The organism is Pseudomonas sp. PVC-3-1, assembly GCF_057444315.1.
In genome coordinates this window covers 6076726-6096326 of sequence record NZ_CM172023.1, presented here as the reverse complement: position 1 = coordinate 6096326, position 19601 = coordinate 6076726, and the positions used below count along the sequence as shown (strand labels likewise).

Annotated in this window: 4 protein-coding genes; 2 read left to right on the top strand and 2 right to left on the bottom strand. The window is 64.9% G+C overall.

Annotation, left to right across the window (positions count from 1 at the left end; genetic code table 11):
- Window positions 1-57 precede the first annotated feature (57 nt).
- Window positions 58-705, top strand: a complete 648-nt coding sequence (gene lapG, locus AC2T4A_RS28105) for a cysteine protease LapG (RefSeq protein ID WP_486742320.1) — start codon at window positions 58-60, stop codon at window positions 703-705.
- A gap of 74 nt (window positions 706-779) precedes the next feature.
- Window positions 780-2723 (top strand): cyclic di-GMP receptor LapD, encoded by a 1944-nt coding sequence (lapD, locus tag AC2T4A_RS28100; protein ID WP_416747424.1) that lies wholly within the window; start codon window positions 780-782, stop codon window positions 2721-2723.
- 272 nt (window positions 2724-2995) lie between these two features.
- Here the strand turns inward: lapD and AC2T4A_RS28095 are convergent, their stop codons facing one another.
- Window positions 2996-3325, bottom strand: a complete 330-nt coding sequence (locus tag AC2T4A_RS28095; protein ID WP_024767779.1) for a hypothetical protein — start codon at window positions 3323-3325, stop codon at window positions 2996-2998.
- A 115-nt stretch (window positions 3326-3440) separates the two neighbouring features.
- Entirely contained in the window at window positions 3441-19325 is a 15885-nt protein-coding gene (locus AC2T4A_RS28090) for a retention module-containing protein (protein WP_486742319.1), read from the bottom strand.
- Between the last annotated feature and the right edge of the window lie 276 nt (window positions 19326-19601).

Below are 19601 nucleotides of genomic sequence, written 5' to 3'. Positions count from 1 at the left end.
GTGTTGAGCCGTTGTTCCAGGGTGTGGCGTCGTTGCTGGCCGGGGCCGTTGGTCCTGATGCTGGCGGCTTCGCTCGGCGTCCTGGCGGGGGCACAGCAGGCCGATTGGGACTTCAAGCTGATCAGCCAGCAATCCACGCGCCTTTATGGGCCGTTGGGCGAAGGCCAGGTGCGCATCGATGCCTGGCAGAAGCTGCTCGCCCAGCAGGCTGGCGCGGCGGAGCGCGATCAGCTGCAGGCGGTCAATCGCTTCTTCAACGACCAGCTGCGCTTTACCGACGACCTCAGCCTCTGGCACGAGGTGGACTACTGGGCCACGCCGGTTGAGGCGCTGCTCAAGGGAGCCGGCGATTGCGAGGATTTCGCCATCGCCAAGTACATCAGCCTGCGACACCTGGGCGTGCCGGCGCAGAAGCTGCGCATTACCTACGTCAAGGCACTGCGTTTGAACCAGGCGCATATGGTGCTGACTTATTACCCGAGGCCCGATGCCGTGCCGCTGGTGCTGGACAACCTGATCGGCAGCATCCTGCCGGCCAGTCAGCGCAGCGACCTGCAGCCGGTCTACGCGTTCAACGGCGAGGGCCTGTGGCTCGCCGGCAGCGGCGCGGGTGGCGGCAAGCAGGTGGGCGACAGCAAGCGGCTGTCGCGCTGGCAGGACCTGTTGAAGAAGATGAAGGGCGAAGGGTTCCCTTCGAATGAATAGCCTCTGAATCATTCGCGGCAGAACCAATAGCTGCACCGGCACGAATAGCTCCGATGAGGGAGCCTGGAGACACGATGTCCCTGTTCAAACAGTTGTTGATCGCCATCTGCCTGTTCCTGGTGGTCGCCTTCAGCGGCAGCTTCATGGTCGGCCTGGAAAGCTCGCGCGAGCAGTACGGCAACCAGCTGCGCTCCCACGCCCAGGACGCTGCCACCGCGCTGGGCCTGTCGCTGACGCCGAACATCGACGACCCGGCGATGGTCGAGCTGATGGTCAGCTCGATCTTCGACAGTGGCTACTTCGAGAGCATCCGCGTGATTGACCTGGCCACCGGCAAGGTGATGGTGGAGCGCACCGGGGTGCCCGACGCGGTGGCGGCCAAGGTGCCGCAGTGGTTCATCTCGTTGATCAACCTGCATTCGGCCGGTGGCGACGCCATCGTCAGCCGTGGCTGGACCCAGGCGGCGCGGGTCGAGGTGCTCAGCCACCCGATGTTCGCCATCGCCAAACTCTGGCAGAGCGCCCTGGGCAGCCTGCTCTGGCTGGTGCTGTGCGGCATCGCCAGCGCCGTGCTCGGCGCCATCCTGCTACGCCGCCAGTTGAAGCCGCTGGACTACATGGTTGAGCAGTCCCACGCCATCGCCCGCCGCGAATTCCTCAGCCTGCCGGAACTGCCGCGCACCCCTGAGCTGCGCCGCGTGGTACAGGCCATGAACCAGATGGTGGAGAAGCTCAAGGCGCTGTTCCAGGAGCAGGCCCAGCGCAGCGAACGCCTGCGCGACGAAGCCTACCAGGACAGCCTGACCGGGCTGGGCAACCGGCGTTTCTTTGACATGCAACTCAGCAACCGGCTGAGCGCCGAGGACCAGGTGAGCAGCGGCGTGCTGCTGGTGCTGCGGGTCAATGATCTCGCAGGACTCAACCAACGTCTGGGCGGCCAGCGCGTCGATCAGCTGCTCAAGGCGGTAGCCGATCAGCTGCGGCTGGCCGGGCAGGGCCTGGGGGCCGGCCTGACCCTGGCGCGCAGCCGTGGCGGTGAGTTCGTGATGCTCGCGCCGGGGTTGATGCCCGAGGACGCGCCGGCGCTGGCGATGCGCCTGGAAAGCATGCTGGCGGCACTGGTTACCACCGGTGCCAGCGATGTGAGTCCGGTTGCCTGCCTGGGGCTGGTGCCGTTCGTTTCCGGCGAATCGGCGCAGGCGCTGTTGCAGCGCGCGGACGAGGCGCTGGTGCAGGCCGAGCGGCAGAACGACAGCTGCTGGGCCTTGCTCCAGGGCGGCGCCAAGCCGGTCGCCGAGGAGCGACACACCTGGCATCAACTGCTTGACGAGGCGCTGGTGCACAAGCGCTTCCAGCTGCATTTCCAGGCAGTGGTGTCCTGCGCCGATCCGCAGGTGGTGCTGCATTACAAGGTGCTCTCACGCTTGCCGGACGGGCAGGGCGGCAGCATCGCCGCCGGGCGCTTCCTGCCCTGGCTGGACCGCTTCGGCTGGACTGCGCGGTTGGACCTGTTGATGCTCGAAAGCGTGCTGGCGGACATGGCCAAACACAACCGCCCGCTGGCGCTGAACCTGTCCGCCGCGCTGCTGCGGGATGAGTGGGCGACCACTCGGGTGTTCGATCTGCTCAAGCAGCATCCGCAATTCGCCGGGCGCCTGACCCTGGAGCTGGAGGAAGACCAGTTGCCGGCGCAGCCGGTGCTCGAAGCCCTGACCCGCCGCCTCGGCGAGCTGGGTTATCGCCTGAGCCTGCAGCACTTTGGCGGGCGCTTCAGCATGATCGGCAACCTGGCGCGCCTCGGGCTGGCGTACCTCAAGGTCGATGGCAGCCATATCCGCCACATCGACCAGGAAAACGACAAGCGTCTGTTCATCGAGGCGATGCAGCGAGCCGCGCACAGCATCGACCTGCCGCTGATCGCCGAGCGCGTGGAGACGGCCGGGGAATTCCGTGTGTTGAAAGAGATGGGGATTCAGGGCGTGCAGGGGCAGCTGTTCGGTGGACCGGCGCCCTGGTGATAGATGTCGGGGCGGGGTGCTTTTTGTAGGAGCGGACTTTGTCCGCGATGTTTCCGTGCCGCTGATGAGCTTCGCGGACGGAGTCCGCTCCTACGAGGGCGGGCGTTTCTCTGGAAGTCTCTCGAGAGCTAAATCCAAAGTGCGGAGCGTGCCTTTCACGTAGGAGCGAGCTTGCTCGCGAACCTGGCCTCGCAGCGGAGCTTGTTCGCGAGCAAGCTCGCTCCTACAGGGGAGGGGATGCCGCGTGGCCATCGAGCAAAAGAAAACGGGGCTCAGATCAGCCCCGTTTCCTCGTCGTCGTTGATCAGCCGGGTCAGGCCGCCCAGGGCTTCCCGCGCCTGGGTCCGGTTGAGCAGCTTGGAGCGCGCGGCCGGCGGCAGGTCAGTGATGCGGATTACGCCCTTGGTGATCAGCACCGAGATCAAGTCTTCCAGTACCCGGATCATGTCCAGGTCGCTCTGCTTGAGCTGTAGCAGGCTGCTTTCGGCCGCCCAAGCCTGGATATCCGGATGGTCCGCCGGCAGTGTGCCGGTGGCGCCTTCGAATTCGGCGTCCTCGACGCGCGCCACTTTTCCCTCGGCGTTGCGCTGGATGTACAGCATCGACCCGTCCCCATTTCTCGTGATGTGAAGGAACGACAGCGGAATCATCCCAGGGATGATCCCGCTGTCGCCGTGTCAGAGCCTGATCGTTCGGACGCCTTGCGGCAACCGCGGATCAGTGATGCTCAGTCTTGACCACCGGGTCGGAACCCGCCACCAGCTTGTTGACGATCTCGGTGGAGGTCGAGCCGTAGGCCGAGAGATCCACGCCGCTCAGCTTGATGGTGACATCCGCCGCGCCGCCGTTGTTGATCTGCCCGGTGGTGCTCACCTGCAGGGTCGAGGTCGTGGTGTCCACCTTCAGGTAGCTGAGGATGTCGTTGTGCGCGGTCTCCGGCAGCAGGTCGCTGATGTCGATGCGGTCGCCTTCACCGGCCTTGAAGTCGGTGATGGTGTCGTTGCCGATATCGCCAGCCTTCCAGATGAAGGTGTCGGCACCCGTACCGCCGGTGAGGATGTCGTTGCCCTTGCCGCCGGTGAGCTGGTCGTTGCCGGTGCCGCCGAAGAGGATGTCGTTGCCGTTCTCGCCGAACAGGAAGTCGTTGCCGCCCTGGCCGTAGAGGATGTCATTGCCATCGCCGCCATACAGGTGGTCGTCGCCGCCACGGGTATCGCCCTCGACGTTGAACAGCGCGTGGTTGGCCTTGATGTAGTCGTACATCTCGTCGCTGGTCGCTGCGTGGCCGTTCTTCAGTTCGAGGAACGCCGACAGTGCACTGACTCCGGAGCCCGCCGGCATGTCGGCCGGTTTTGCCGGGTTGCCGTTGACGCCCCAGGGCAGGTTGTCGGTGTTGATGGTGTCACCGAAGATGATGTCGTCACCCGCGCCGCCGGAGATGGTGTCGTGGCCCGAGGGCGCCAGTTCCGAGCTGCTGGAACCGCCGTGCAGAGCAGCGGTCAGGTCGCTGGCCTGCTTGACGATATCCACCTGGCCGGTCGGGGCGGTGACTACGTTGGGGGTCACGACCGAGATGTTATCGATGCGGATATCGACATCGGAACTGCCCAACCAGCTGGTGCTGTTGTCGTTGGCTGAGAGTTCCAGCTTGTAGACGCCATCAACCAGAGTCTTGCTGGTGATGGTGGCATCGGACGAACTGGTGCGAGTGCCGCTGTCGACGACGTCCCAACTGACCGAGCCGTTGGCCGCGACGACCTTCTTCATCAGGCTCCAGGCGAAGCTGTCGCCGCTGCCGAATACGTTGGTCCGATAGTCGAAGCTCAGCTTGCCGACGTTGTTGCCGCTGACATTGAACTCGGGGCTGCTGGCCTTGGTGGCAGCGCCGCCGTAGACGTCGGTGATCTTCAGCTCGCTGTTGGTGCGGGAGATCGAGCCGGTACCGGTCTTGGTCCAGTTGTCGACCTTGGCGATGCCACTGCCACTGTTGTTGTCGAAGTTGGCGAGGACAGTGGTGGTATTGCCCAGGTTGATGGTGCCGGTGGACGTGACCTTGGTGTTGTCGAAGTACTTGAGGATGTCGGCATTGACGCCGGTCCCGATGCCGATTGCGCGTACTTCGCTGAGGCCGCTGAGGCCCGCGAAGGACTGTGCGGACTCGGCGACGATGTTGTCGGTGGTGCTGCTGCCGTTGCCGTAATTCTTCGAGTAGGTCGGATCACCATCGGTGAGGAACAGCGTAAGGTTCTCGTAGCCGTTCTTCTGGCCGTTGAACCAGGTGACCGCCTGCTCGAAGGCGGACTGATAGTTGGTCCCGCCGTCGGCCTGCAGGCCAGTGGTCTGGGTCTTGCCGATGGCGTTGATCAACTGGTCGACGTTGCCGTTGTTCAGGTCGGCGATGCTGACCTTGATGCTGGCGCTGGCGGAGAAGCCGATCAGGCTGATGTTGATCACGCCGTCGTGGCCCTTGAGCTCGTTGGCCAGGTTGATCAGTGCATCCTTGATCAGTTTCATTCGCGAGTCGGCGTAGGCCGCACCGCTGTTGCCGGCGAGGTTGTAGGCCATGCTGCCGGAGGTATCGACCACCAAGGCGATGTTGTAGTTGGTGCCCGGCTGGGTAGTGGTAAGCAGACCGCCCACGTCGCCGAGGATCACGTCGTCACCCGAGCCGCCGGTGAGGGTGTTGTCACCGTTGGGCGTGGTGCCGGGGATCTGCACCTGGCCGACATGGATATCGAAGCCATACGTGCCCGAGGTATCGACGCCACCGTTGGCCACGCCGTCGCTGTCCTGCACCGCGAAGTCGAAGTGCGCGTTGCTGCCTGAGCTGTCCGGTACGTAGGTCAGCTTGCCGCTGGAGACATCGCTGGCCTTGATCGACTGGCCGGCAGTCACGGCCTGGCCGTTGAGCAGCAGGCTGCCGGTAGCCGGCAGGGCCTTGATCAGGATGTTCTGCAGGCTGTGGTTCTGGCCGTTGGCGGAGTCCGCGGTGTCGCTGAAGGCGAAGTCCTTGAGGGCGAAGGTGTAGGTCTTGCCGGCGTAGACGCTGGCCGAGCCGTCCGCCGACAGCGGCGCATCGTTCACCGGGGTGACGTTGAAGGTCAGGGTGCTGGACGAGCTGGAGAAGCCGTCGTGGCTGTCCTGTACCGAGAACTTCAGGGTCGCGTAGGCATTGCCCGCGGCGTTGGCCACCGGGGTGTAGACGAGACTGGCGAGCAGGCTGACAGCGATCACCTGGCCGGCGGTCACCGACTGGCCGTTGAGGGTCAGGCTGCCGGCGCTGGGCAGGTTGTCGATGCGAATGGCCTTGAGCGCGTCGCCGGCGTCCTTGTCGCTGAAACCGAAGTCGCTGGCGCTGAAGCTGCGCTTGCCGTCCTCGTTCAGCGTCACGGTGCTGTCGGTGGCGGTGGGCAGGTCGTTGCTGCCGGTCACGGTGATGGTCACGGTGGCCGGGGCGCTGACCGCGCCCTGGGCGTCCTTCGCGGTGTAGGTGAAGGTCACCTGGCGCGATTCGCCGACGTTCAGCGAGTCGAAGTCGGTGCCCGGGTTGAACACGTAGCTGCCGTTGGCGTTGAAGGTGAGGCTGCCGTTGCCGGCACCTACGCCTTGTACCAGGGCGTAGCCGGTGGGGTTGACCGCGCTGTCGATGTCGGTGGCCGCCGGAACCTGGCCATTGAGCGTGTTGTTCTCGCCAGTGGTCTGCAGGTCGTTCTTGGCTTCCGGTGCATCGTTCACCGCGTTGACGCCCACGGTGACGGTCGCGGTGCTGGTGCCGCCATGGCCGTCGCTGATGGTGTAGGTGAAGCTGCCGGTGCCGTTGAAGTCCTTGGCCGGCGTGAAGACGACGTTGCCATTGACCAGCGCGACAGTGCCGTTGACCGGATTCTGTACGCTGAGGATGGACAGGCTGTCGCCGTCGACGTCGCTGTCATTGCCCAGCAGGGTCTTCGGCGCGATGGTCAGCGCGGTGTCTTCGTTAGTCACCAGTTCGCCCACTGCGTGCGTCAGCGCAGTGCCGCCCACGGTGGTGTAGGTGCCGCCCTGCGGACGCATCTCCACTTGCAGCTGGGCCTGGCCACCTTGATCCCAGTAAATGATTTCGATGGTGTGGTTGCCGCTCTGGGCGATGTTGAACACCGCCGACTCGCGGCCGGTGGGGCTCTGGATGGCGTCGTACTTGAACACTTCCACGCCGTCGATCTTGATGCTGAAGCCATCGTCGGCGTTGACGCGCAGCTGGTAGCTGCCGGCGTTGAGGTTGATCGCGCCGGTGAGCTGGATGATCGCATCCGAGGTGTTCGCCGGGTCGGTGTTCAGCGAGCCCGCGTCGTTACCCAGGAACTTCTGCAGGTTGCCGTCACCGCCCAGGTCGCCGCCGCTGAGGTTGTAGTTCAGCGTGGTGGAGGTGAAGGTGGCACTGGCGGCGTGACCGTTCATGAAGGCGGTCACCTGGCTCAGGCTGGTCAGGTTGCTGCCGTCCGGCCCTTCGTTGTAGCCCCAGTAGTTGCCCTTCAGGCCGCTGACGGTGAAGTTGTCGTTCACTGCCACCGGGTTGTCGTTCACCGGGGTGACGTTGAGGGTGATCTTGTTCGGCGTGGCGTCGAAGGCACCGTTGCTGTCCTTCACCGAGAAGGTGAAGTTGGCGTAGTTGGTGCCGTTGGCGTTGGCCGCCGGGGTGAAGACCAGCTTGCCGAGGTCGGCAGCGTCGATCACCTGGCCGGCGGTGACGGCGGCGCCGTTGAGCTTCAGGCTGCCGTTGGTGGGCAGGCTGTCGATGCGCACGGCGCTGAGGGCGTCATTGTGGTCGATGTCGGTGAAGCCGAAGTCGCCGGCGCTGAAGCTGCGCGAGGTGTCTTCATCCAGTGTGATGGCCTTGTCGGCGCCGTTGGGGGCGTCGTTGGCGCCGTTGACGGTGATGGTCACGGTGGCCGGTGCGCTGACCGCGCCTTGGGCATCCTTCGCGGTGTAGGTGAAGGTCACCTGGCGGCTTTCGCCCGGAGCGAGGGAATCGAAGTCGGTGCCCGGGTTGAACACGTAGCTGCCGTTGGCGTTGAAGGTCAGGCTGCCATTGCCGTTGCCCACACCCTGGACCAGCGCGTAGCCGTTGGGGTTGACCGAGCTGTCCACGTCGGTGGCGGTCGGTACCTGGCCGTTGAACGGACTGTTCTCGCCGGTGGACTTGCTGTCGTTCTTCGCTTCCGGCGCGTCGTCCACCGGGGTGATGGTGAGGTTGACGAGCTGATCCACCACGCCGCCGTGACCGTCGTTGACGGTGACGGTGAAGCTGTCGCCACCGTTGTAGTCCTTGCTCGGCGTGTAGGTGTAGTTGCCGGCGGCGTCGACCACGATGCTGCCATGGCTCGGCCCGGACTTCAGGCTGTAGGTGAGGCTGTCGCCATCGACGTCGGTGGCGCTGACCTTGCCGGTGAGCACGGTGTCTTCGGGCGTGGTGGTGTTGCTCGGGGCGTTGAACACCGGGGTATCGTTGACCGGGGTGACGGTGATGTTCACCACGGAGTTGGCGGTGCCGCCCTTGCCGTCGCTGACGGTGATGGTGAAGCTGTCCGGGCCGTTGTAGTTGGCGGCCGGGGTGTAGGTGTAGTCGCCGGTGGCGGTGTTGAGCACCAGGGTGCCGTGGGTGACGCCGCTCTTCACGGCGTAGCTCAGGGTGTCGCCTTCGACGTCGCTGGCGATGATCTTGCCGGTCAGCGGGCTGTCTTCGGCGACGGTCTTGCTCTGGTCGGCGGTGGTCGGGGCGTCGTTGACCGGGTTGATGCCGACGTTGACCACCTGCTCGACGCTACCGCCCTTGCCGTCGCTGACCACCACGGTGAAGCTGTCGCTGCCGTTGTAGTCCTTGGCCGGGGTGTAGGTGTACTGGCCGTCGCTGCCGAAGGTCACCGAGCCGTGGGCCGGGCCGCTGCCGTTCTTTACGGCGTAGCTGAGCGTGTCGCCGTCCACGTCGCGGGCGTGGATCTGGCCGTTGACCGAGGTGTCCTCGTCGGTGGTGAGGTTCTGCGCACCGGTCACGGTCGGCGCATCGTTCACCGGGTAGACGGTGACGTTCAGGTCGACGGTGCGGGTCGCTGCATCGTTGTTGCTACTTTCGGTTGCCGTGGCGCTGACTTCCAGCTTGATGGTGCCGTTGAAGTCGGCCGGCGGGGTCAGGGTCAGGGTGCCGAGGTTCCAGTCCTTGAGGTTGACGCTGTCATGGGTGGCGTCGGCGGTGAAGCTGTTCTTGCCATCGCTCAGGGTTGCGCCGACCGGAATCTTGCCGATGCTGATCGACAGGGTTTCCGAGCCGTCGATATCGACCAGGGAAGCCTTGATCTTCGACAGGCTGATCGTGCTGTCCTCGTTGCCTTCATTGAGACCGAAGACCTTGTAGTGGCTCTGGCCGGTGCTGCCGGTCAGGTCGGACAGGCGCTCGCCGCCGGTGGTCAGCTCGCCGGTGTTGTGGAACACCTGGGCGCTGCCGGTGCCCAGTACCTGCGCGGTGCTGCCGTTGTCGGAAATGCTCAGGGTGTAGTTGCCCGGGCCGCTCTGGTTGTGCTGGTAGAGGGCGATGGGGTAGTAGCCGCTCTCGGTCGGGGTGAAGGTGCCGCTGAACTTGCCGCTGCTGCCGCCCCAGGTGGCTTCGGCGACGGTGCTGCCGCCGATGACCAGGCGCACGCTGTCGTCACCCACGCCGGTGAAGGTGTAGGTGTGGCCGGCTTCGAGGAAGATCAGGCCGCTGACCTTGGTCGCGGTACCGGCGGTGACGTCGGTGTTGCGCACGCTGTCGGTGGAGCCATGGGTGGTCGGGGTGCCGGCTGCATCGATCTTCGCCTGCAGGTCGTCCGGTGCCGCGCCGTTGCCGCCATTGCCCAGGGCCAGGCCGGTCCAGGTGTCCACGGTCAGGCCGGTGGCTTTCGGGTGAGTGGTGCTGCCGTCCAGGCTCAGGTTGGGCTTGTCCGCCACGGCTTCGATGCTCACCGCCACGGTGGAGGTGGCGGTGCCGCCTTTGCCATCGCTGATGGTGTAGGTGATGGTGTCGGAGCCGCTGAAGTTTTCCTTCGGCGTGTAGCTCAGGCTGCCGTCCTGGTTGATCACCACGGTGCCGTTGCCGGCGCTGGCGCCGGTGACGAGCAGGCTGTCGCCCTCTGCGTCGGTGTCGTTGCCCAGCACCTCGATACGGATCGCGGTGTCTTCATTGGTGTGCGCGGTGTCCGGCACGGCAACCGGATTGTCGTTGGTGCCGGTGACGGTGATGGTGATGGTCTTCGCATCGCTCAGCGCGCCGTTGTTGTCCTTCGCCTGGTAGGTGAAGGTGACGTTCTCGCTCTGGCCGGCGCCAAGGTGGTCGAAGGCGGTGCCCGGCGTGAAGGTGTAGCTGCCGTCGGTGTTGAAGACGAGGGTGCCTTTGCCGGCGGCCACGTCAGTGGCCAGCTGGTAGCCGGCGATGGTGCCGTCGACGTCGGTGGCGGTCGGCACCTGAGCGTTGAGAACGGTGTTCTCTTCGGTGGTCTGGGTGTCGGCGTAGGCCACCGGTTTGTCGTTGGTGCCGGTGACGGTAATGGTGATGGTCTGCGGATCGCTGAGTGCGCCGCTGTTGTCCCTCGCCTGGTAGGTGAAGGTGACATTCTCGGACTGACCTTGCGCCAGATGATCGAACGCGGTGCCCGGATTGAAGGTGTAGGTGCCGTTCGGGCTGAAGCTCAGTGTGCCCTTGCCCGCCGCCAGGCCGGTGGTCAGCTGATAGTTGACCACTGTGCCGTCTATGTCGGTGGCGACCGGGACCTTGCCCTGGAGCACGGCATTCTCGCCGGTGGTCGCGGTGTCGCTGAATGCGACCGGCTTGTCGTTGGTGCCGTTGATGGTCACGGTGACGGTGGTGCTGGTGCCATCGGCCGCCTTCACGGTGAAGGTGTCGGTCAGTCGATCACCGACGTTCAGCTGGTTGTAGGCGGAATTGGCGATGTAGCTCCAGTTGCCGTCTGCACCGATGCTGAACTTGCCGTAAGCGCCGGAGACGTTGTTCTGGGCCTGGAAGGATGCCGGGCTGTCGACATCGGTGACGTTCAGCTTGCCGCCCAGGGTGAGCGGGGCGTCGGCTTCGTAGGCGTTGATGCCAGTCTGGCCGGTGATCACCGCGGCGTCGTTGGTTCCGGTGACGGTGATGGTGATGGTCTGCTGATCGCTCACGGCACCGTCGTTGTCCTTCGCCTGGTAGGTGAAGGTGACGTTCTCGGTCTGGCCGGCGGCCAGGTGGTCGAAGGCGGTGCCGGGGTTGAAGGTGTAGCTGCCGTCGTTATTGAAGGTCAGGGTGCCTTTGCCCTGGCCGACGTCCTTGGTGATCTCGTAGCGGACGACGGCGCCGTCGATATCGGTGGCGACCGGAACCTGGCCGTGGAGAACGGTGTTCTCTTCGGTGGTCGCGGTGTCGCTGAATGCGACCGGCTTGTCGTTGGTGCCGTTGATGGTCACGGTGACGGTGGTGCTGGTGCCGTCGGCGGCTTTCACGGTGAAGCTATCGGTGAGCTTTTCGCCGACCTTCAGTTCGTTGTAGGCACTGTCGGCGACATAGGTCCAGGCGCCGTTAGCGCCGATGCTGAACTTGCCGTAATCGCCAGCGGTGTTGGTCTGGCTCTGGAAGACCGCGGGGCTGTCGACGTCGGTGACATCGAGCTTGCCGCCGATGGTGACCGGAGCGTCGGTTTCATTGGCGCTGCCGTTGGTCTGGCCGGTAATCACTGCCGCGTCATTGGTGCCGGTGACGGTGATGGTGATGGTCTGCGGGTCGCTCAGCGCACCGTCGTTGTCCTTCGCCTGGTAGGTGAAGGTGACGTTCTCGCTCTGGCCGGCGGCCAGGTGGTCGAAGGCGGTGCCGGGGTTGAAGGTGTAGCTGCCGTCGGTGTTGAAGACGAGGCTGCCCTTGTCCTGGGCCACATTGGTGGCCAGCTGGTAGCTGGCGACGGTGCCGTCGATATCGGTGGCGACCGGAACCTGCCCGTGGAGAAGGGTGTTCTCCTCGGTGGTGGCGGTATCGGCGCTGGCGACCGGCTTGTCGTTGGTGCCGTTGATGGTCACGGTGACGGTGGTACTGGTGCCGTCGGCGGCCTTCACGGTGAAGCTGTCGGTGAGATGCTCGCCGGCCTTCAGTTCGTTGTAGGCGCTGTTGGCAACGTAGCTCCAGGTGCCATCGGTACCGATGCTGAACTTGCCGTGGTCGCCGGCGGTGTTGGTCTGGCTCTGGAAGACCGCCGGGCTGTCGACGTCGGTGACATCGAGCTTGCCGCCGATGGTCACCGGGGCATCGGTTTCATTGGCGCTGCCGCTGTTCTGGCCGGTGATCACGGCGGCATCGTTGGTGCCGGTCACGGTGATGGTGATGGTTTGCGGATCGCTCAGCGCACCGTCGTTGTCCTTCGCCTGGTAGGTGAAGGTCACGGCTTCGCTCTGGCCTGCAGCCAGATGGTCGAAGGCTGCGCCCGGAGTGAAGCTGTAGCTGCCGTCGCTGTTGAAGGTCAAGGTGCCTTTGCCAGCGGCTACGCCGGTGGCGAGCTGGTAACTGGCAACGGTGCCGTCGACGTCGGTAGCGGTCGGAACCTGGCCGTTGAGGACGGTGTTTTCCTCGGTGGTCTGGCTGTCGGCGTAGGCGACCGGCGCATCGTTGGTGCCGTTGACGGTGATGGTGATGGTCTTCGCATCGCTCAGCGCGCCGTTGTTGTCCTTGGCCTGGTAGGTGAAGGACACGGTTTCGCTCTGGCCGGCGGCCAAGTGATCGAAGGCGCTACCCGGGTTGAAGCTGTAGCTGCCGTTGGCGTTGAAGGTCAGGGTGCCCTTGCCGGCGGCGACGTCGGTGGCGAGCTGGTAGCTGGCGATGGTGCCGTCGATATCGGTGGCGGTCGGGACCTGGCCGTTGAGAACGGTGTTCTCCCCGGTGGCCGCGATGCCGTCGAAGGCGACCGGCGCGTCGTTGGTGCCGACGATGTTCACGCTCACGGTGGCGCTGGTGCCGTCGGCAGCCTTCACGGTGAAGGTGTCAGTGTAGGTCTGGCCGACCTTCAGTTCGTTGTAGGCGCTGCTGGCGACGTAGGTCCAGTTGCCGTCGGTGCCGAGGTTGAAGGTGCCGTACTTGCCGGCCACGTTGCTCTGCGCCTGGAAGGTTTCAGGGCCGTCGACGTCGCTGACGTTGAGCTTGCCGCCGGTGCTGACCGGCGCGTCGGTCTCGTTGACGCTGCTGGACTTCACGCCGCTGATGACCGCGGCGTCATTGCTGCCGGTGACGGTAATGGTGATGGTCTTGGGTTCGCTCAGCGCGCCGTTGTTGTCCTTCGCCTGGTAGGTGAAGGTGACGACCTGGCTCTCGCCAGCGGCCAGGTGGTCAAAGTCGCTGCCTGGCTCGAAGTGGTAGGTGCCGCTGGAGTTGAAGTTCAGCGAGCCGTTGCCCTGGCCGACGTCGGTGACCAACTGGTAGCTGGAGACCTTGCCGTCCGGATCGGTAGCGGCCGGTACCTTGCCGTTGACGCGGCCGTTCTCGTCGATGGTGACGCTGTCATCGTACGCGGTGGGCGCATCGTTGGTGCCAAGGATGTTCACGGTGACGCTGGAGCTGGTGCCGTCGGCGGACTTCACGGTGAAGGTATCGGTCAGCGTCTCGCCCGGTTTCAGCTCGTTGTAGGCATCCTTGGCGATGTAGGTCCAGTTGCCGTCGGTGCCCAGGTTGAAGGTGCCGTACTTGCCGGCGACATTGGTCTGGGCCTGGAAGCTGTCCGGGCCGTCGACGTCGCTGACGTCCAGCTTGCCGGTGGTGGTGATCGGCGCGTCGGTCTCATAGACGTTGACGATCTTCGCTCCGCTGATGATCGCGGCATCGTTGCTGCCGTTCACGGTCAGGGTCAGGACGTTCTCGTCGGTGGCGCCCTTGTCGTCGGTGACGATGAACTTGATCTGCAGCTCGAGGGACTCGCCGGCGCCGAGCTTCTGGTAGTCGGCGTGGTTGCCGTCGAAGCTCCAGGTGCCGTCAGTGTTCAGGGTGAAGCCGCTGGGCGCCGCTTCCTTCAGGCTGAAGTACAGTGCGTGGCCGTCGTCGATGTCGGTTGCGGTGAGCGTGCCGCCGCTGATCTTGTCTTCATTCACCGAAGCGCTGGCGGCCTTGGCCTGCGGCGCATCGTTGGTGCCGATGACGGTGATGGTCAGGGTGCTGGTGCTCTTCGCACCGAACTGGTCGGTGACGCTGTAGTTGACGGTGAAGACCTGGGTCACACCCACGGCCAGGTGCTGGTACGCCGCATTGCTGGCGTCGAAGCTCCACTTGCCGCTGCTGTCGCTGCTGAAGCCCACCGGCAGGCTGCCGGTGGTGGCGAAGGTCAGCACGGCATTGTGGTCGACATCGCTGCCGGCCAGTTGGCCACCGATCTTGCTGTCTTCGTAAACGGTTTCCTTCATCACCCCGGCGACCGGTGCGTCGTTGGTGCCGGTGATCGTGATGGTCAGGATGCTGGTATCGGTGGCGCCGTGTTCGTCGGTGACGGTGTAGTGGATGGCCAGCGTCTGCGTCTCGCCCTGGGCGAGGTTGTCGTAGGCCGGGTCCTTGGCGTCGAACAGCCAGCTGCCGTCGGATTTCAGGGTGAAGCCGGCGGTGTTCTGCGCGGTGCTGAAGGTCAGCTGGGCGTTGTGGTCGACGTCGGTGGCCTGCAGCTTGCCGGTGATCTCGCTGACTGGCTTGAGCTGGTTGCCCAGGGTGGTGGTGTTGGCACCGCTGGTGGTAAGGGTCCAGTTGTTGCCGGTGTGGGTGACCTGGCCGACCACATTGCCGACGCTCACCTGCGAAGGCAGGTTGCTCAGCACGAGGGTGGAGTCGACGGCGGTGTCGATGGCATCGGAAACGCCCAGGACGATGGTGTAGGTGCCCGGCTTGTCGAACACTTGCTGGAAGGTCTGCAGGCCCGAGTTGCCGCCGTCACCGACCGCGGACACGCTGGAAAGCAGTTGCACCTTCTGGCCGTTGACCTGCACGTAGGCGAAGTCGTTGTACGACCCACCGTCGTTGGTGCTGAATTTCCAGTTGAAGCTGACCGCTTCGCCTGGCTGGGTGGTGGTGATGGTCAGCGTGACGGACGAGCCGTCGGTGGCGCCGGCCACGACACCGAGGTTCTTGACGCCGCCTTCGATCGCGCTGGCGCTGGCCGGGTAGGCAACCGGCGCATCGTTGGTGCCGACGATGTTCACGGTGACGCTGGAAGCGGTGCCATCGGCGGCTTTTACGGCGAAGGTGTCGACCAGGGTCTCACCGACCTTCAGCTCGTTGTAGGCGGAATTCGCGGTGTAGGTCCACTGGCCGTCGGCGCCCAGGTTGAACGTGCCGTACTTGCCGGCGACGTTGCTCTGTGCCTGGAAGGTTTCCGGGCTGTCGACGTCGTGGATGGTCAGCTGGCCGCTGGTGCTGATCGGTGCGTTGGTCTCGTTGACGCTGACCGAGGTCTGGCCGCTGATGACCGCGGCGTCATTGCTGCCGGTGACGGTGATGGTGATGGTCTGCGGGTCGCTCAGCGCACCGTTGTCGTCCTTCGCCTGGTAGGTGAAGGTGACGTCCTGGCTCTCGCCGGCGGCCAGGTGGTCGAAGTCGGTGCCCGGCTCGAAGGTATAACTGCCGTCGGCGTTGAAGGTCAGGCTGCCATGACCCTGGCCGACGTCGGTGGCCAGTTGGTAGCTGACGACGCTGCCGTCGATATCGGTTGCCACCGGAACCTGGCTGGTGAAGGCCGCATTCTCGCCGGTGGTCCTGGTGTCGCCGAATGCCACCGGTGCGTCGTTGGTGCCGACGATGTTCACGGTGACCGTGGCGCTGGTGCCATCGGTCGCCTTGACGGTGAAGCTGTCGGTCAGCTTTTCGTCCTGCTTGAGCTCGTTGTAGGCATCGTTGGCGGTGTAGGTCCAGGAGCCATCGGAGCCCAGGCTAAAGGTGCCGTACTTGCCGGCGACGTTGCTTTGCGCCTGGAAGCTGGCCGGGCCGTCGACATCGCTGACGGTCAGCAGGCCGCCGGTGGTGACCGGGGCGTTGGTCTCGTTGACGTTCACGCTGGCCACACCGCCGATCACGGCCGGGTCGTTGCTGCCGGTGACGGTAATGGTCAGGGTCTGGGTGTCGGTGGCGCCGTGTTCGTCGGTGACGATGTACTTGACCTGGATGTCCTTGGTCTCGCCTTCGGCGAGGGCCTGGTAGGCCGGGTCCTTGCCATCGAAGGTCCAGCTGCCGTCGGTCTTCAGGGTGAAGCCGGCCGGCGGGTTGCCGGAAACGCTGAAGCTCAGTTTGGCGCCGTCGTCCACGTCGGTGGCGGTGAGCTGGCCCTTGCTGACAGCGTCTTCCTGGGCGGCTGCAGTAGCAGCGTCAGCCTTGGGCGCATCGTTGGTGCCGGTGACGGTGATCACCAGCAGGCTGCTGGTTTTTGCACCGTGTTCGTCGGTGACGGTGTAGCCGACGCTGATGAGCTGGGTCGCGCCAGCCTTCAGGTGCTGGTAGGCGGCATCGCTGGCATCGAAGCTCCACTTGCCGTCGCTGCCCAGGGTCAGGCCCGCCGGAGCGGCCTTGTTCAGGCTGTAGGTGAGCTGGGCGCCGTTGTCGACATCGATGGCCTTGAGCGTGCCGCTGATCTGCGCGTCTTCCTTCACCGGGTTGATCAGCGAGGGCAGGGCGATCGGCGTGTCGTTGGTGCCGGTGACGGTCAGCGTCAGGGTGTTGGTGCTGGTGGCGCCGTGTTCATCGGTGACGGTGTAGTCGATCGACAGGACCTTGGTCTCGCCGGCGGCGAGGCTCTGGTAGGCCGGGTCGAGGCCGCTGAAGGCCCAGGTGCCGTCCTTGAACAGGGTGAAGCCGGCCGGTGCCTTGTCATTGAGGCTGAAGCTGAGCTTGGCGCCGTCGTCGACGTCGCTGGCGGTCAGTTTGCCAAAGCTGAGCTTGTCTTCGCTGGCCTTGGCGGCCGCCGCGTTGGCTACCGGCGCATCGTTGGTGCCGGTGACGGTGATGGTCAGGCTGCTGGAGCTGGTGGCGCCGTGCTCGTCGGTGACGGTGAACGGGATGCTGATGGTCTGTGTAGCGCCGGCCTTCAGGTGCTGGTACTCGCTGCTGCTGGCATCGAAGGTCCACTTGCCGTCGGCATCGACGCTGAAGCCGGCCGGGGCAGTCTTGTCCAGGGTGTAGGTGAGCTTGGCGCCATCGTCGGTGTCGGTGGCGGCGAGCTGGCCGCTGATCTGCGCATCTTCCTGCACCGCGCCGCTGGTGGCGCTGGCGACCGGTGCGTCGTTGCTGCCGGTGACGGTAATGGTGATGGTCTGCGGAGCGCTCAGGGCTCCGTTGTCGTCCTTCGCCTGGTAGGTGAAGGTGATGTCGCGGGATTCGCCTTCGGCCAGGCCGTCGAAGTCCTTGCCGGGGTTGAAGCTGTAGCTGCCGTCGGTGTTGAAGGTCAGGCTGCCATTGCCCTGGCCCACGCCGGTGGCGAGCTGGTAGCCGACCACGCTGCCGTCCACGTCGGTGGCAGTCGGCACCTGGCCGCTGAGGCCGGTGTTCTCTTCGGTGGTCTTGCTGTCGGCGTAGGCGACCGGTGCGTCGTTGGTGCCATTGATGGTCACGGTGACACTGGTGCTGGTGCCATCGGCGGCCAGCACGGTGAAGGTTTCGCTGAGGTGTTCGCCGACCTTCAGTTCGTTGTAGGCATCGTTGGCGACGTAGCTCCAGGAGCCGTCGGCGCCCACGCTGAACTTGCCGTACTGGCCGGCGGTATTGTTCTGGACCTGGAAGCTGGCCGGGCTGTCGACGTCGCGGATGGTCAGCTTGCCATCGAGGGTGAGCGGGGCGTCGGTTTCATCGGCGCTGGCGCTGCCTTGCCCACCGATCACGGCGGCATCGTTGGTGCCGGTGACGGTAATGGTGATGGTCTGCGGGTCGCTCAGCGCGCCGTTGTTGTCTTTGGCCTGGTAGGTGAAGGTGACGTCACGGGTCTCGCCCTGGGCCAGGCTGTCGAAGTCCTTGCCGGGGTTGAAGCTGTAGCTGCCGTCCGGGTTGAAGGTCAGGTTGCCATTGCCGTTGCCGACACCGGTGGTCAGCTGGTAGCCGGCGACGTTGCCGTCCACGTCGGAGGCGGCCGGGACCTGGCCGTTGAGAACGGTGTTTTCTTCGGTGGTGGCTGCGCCCGGCAGGGCGACCGGCGCGTCATTGGTGCCGGTCAGGGTCACGGTGAGGGTGGCGGTGCTGGTCGCGCCGTGCTCATCGGTGACGGTGTAGGGCACTTGCACCACCAGGGTCTCGCCCTCGGCCAGGTGCTGGTAGGCCGGGTCGTTGCCATCGAAGGTCCAGCTGCCGTCCGGCTTCAGGGTAAAGCCGGCCGGCGGATTGCCGTTGGTGGTGAAGGTGAGGCTGCTGCCGGTGTCGCGGTCGGTGGCGATCAGCTGGCCGCCGATCACACTGTCTTCGTTGCCGCTGGCCTGGCCATCCTGGGCGACCGGGGTGTCGTTGGCGCCCTGCACGTTGATGGTGATGACGCGGGTGTCGGTGGCACCGGACGGGTCGGTCACGGTGACGGTAAAGTTTTCGCTCGGGTTCTGGCCCAGGGGCAGGGCGTTCACGGCGTTGGCATCGACCACGTAGGTGTAGCTGCCGTCGGCGTTGACGGTCAGTTCGCCGTAGGTGCCCTTGGCGCTGCCGCTCCAGGTCAGGTTGGTGTCGTCGACGTCAGTGGCGGTCAGTTGGCCCTTGATGTCGGCGAAGCTGTCGTTGGCGGCGGTGTCAGTGATGGCACTGGTATAGGTGCCAGTGGCCACGGGGGCGTCGTTTACCGGGGTGATGCCGACGTTCACCACCAGAGTGCTGGTGGCGCCACGGGCGTCGGTGACGATCACGGTGAAACTGTCGGCGCCGTTGTAGTCGCCGTTCGGGTTGTACTGCCAGGTGCCGTTGGGATTGAGTACCAGCAGGCCGTTGCCCGGTGCCTGGCCGACGCTGTAGGAGATCAGGTCACCATTCGGGTCGCGGGCGGAGAAGGCGCCAGTGAGGAGGGTGTCTTCGGCGGTGGTGAGATTCAGCACGCCGTTGCTGCCGTCAGTGAACGCCGGCGCGAGGTTGGGCGGCAGTTCGCCCTGACGCTCGTCGGCAGCCGCACCGCCGTTGTCCAGGCCGGCGGTGGAGTAGCCGATGTTCGGGTCGACGCGGCCGGCCGTGGCATCCAGCACCACGAAGCTGTGGCCGCCGCCAACGCCACCATTGCCGCCAGCCGCCGAAGGCGCGGCTGTCGGGCCCGCCGCAGTGGGGGCAAGGGCCTGGGTCGGGTCGAGGCCAGCGGCGATGGCCTTCTGCAGGTCCTCGGTGCTCGGTGCATTGACCGGCTGCGCGGCGGCGTGGTGCGCCTCGGCCTGTGGCAGGTCGGCGCTGCTCCACTGGCTGTCGCGGCCCAGGTCCACCAGCTTGCCCTTGCCGACATCGAGTGTCACCGCGCCGGAAGCGCCGGTGAGCAGCTGCTCGCCCTGGTAGATGCGATCACCTTCAACCAGGACGCGCTGGGCGCCTTCGGGGGATACCGCAATCACTTGGCCGATGATGCTTTTTACGACGGCGACGACGCTGCTCATGCACTTCTCCTGGTGAGGCTTGCCTGGTTGCCGACCGGCCGCAGGTGAGGTCGGCTCAGGAGGCATTCCCTTGTCTGTAAGAGCAAAAAGTTTGGCGTCAAAAACATGGCTTATAGCGGATGGAAATTACGTATATGCCAATGTATTGACCATTCGATTGCCATCCTAAACAATTGGCAAATCGATGTCACTTTGATATCGGTGGTTCGCCCAAAAAAATTTAGCGTGAAATCCATCACGCTTTTTGATGCTTTCCTTGCAGCCATTCGACGGTCT

What these genes read in the sequence shown, in the direction of transcription:
- lapG (WP_486742320.1), top strand. Translation starts at nt 58, where the DNA reads ATGCTGGCGGCTTCGCTCGGCGTCCTGGCGGGGGCACAGCAGGCCGAT.
- lapD (WP_416747424.1), top strand. Translation starts at nt 780, where the DNA reads ATGTCCCTGTTCAAACAGTTGTTGATCGCCATCTGCCTGTTCCTGGTG.
- AC2T4A_RS28095 (WP_024767779.1), bottom strand. Translation starts at nt 3,325, where the DNA reads ATGCTGTACATCCAGCGCAACGCCGAGGGAAAAGTGGCGCGCGTCGAG.
- AC2T4A_RS28090 (WP_486742319.1), bottom strand. Translation starts at nt 19,325, where the DNA reads ATGAGCAGCGTCGTCGCCGTCGTAAAAAGCATCATCGGCCAAGTGATT.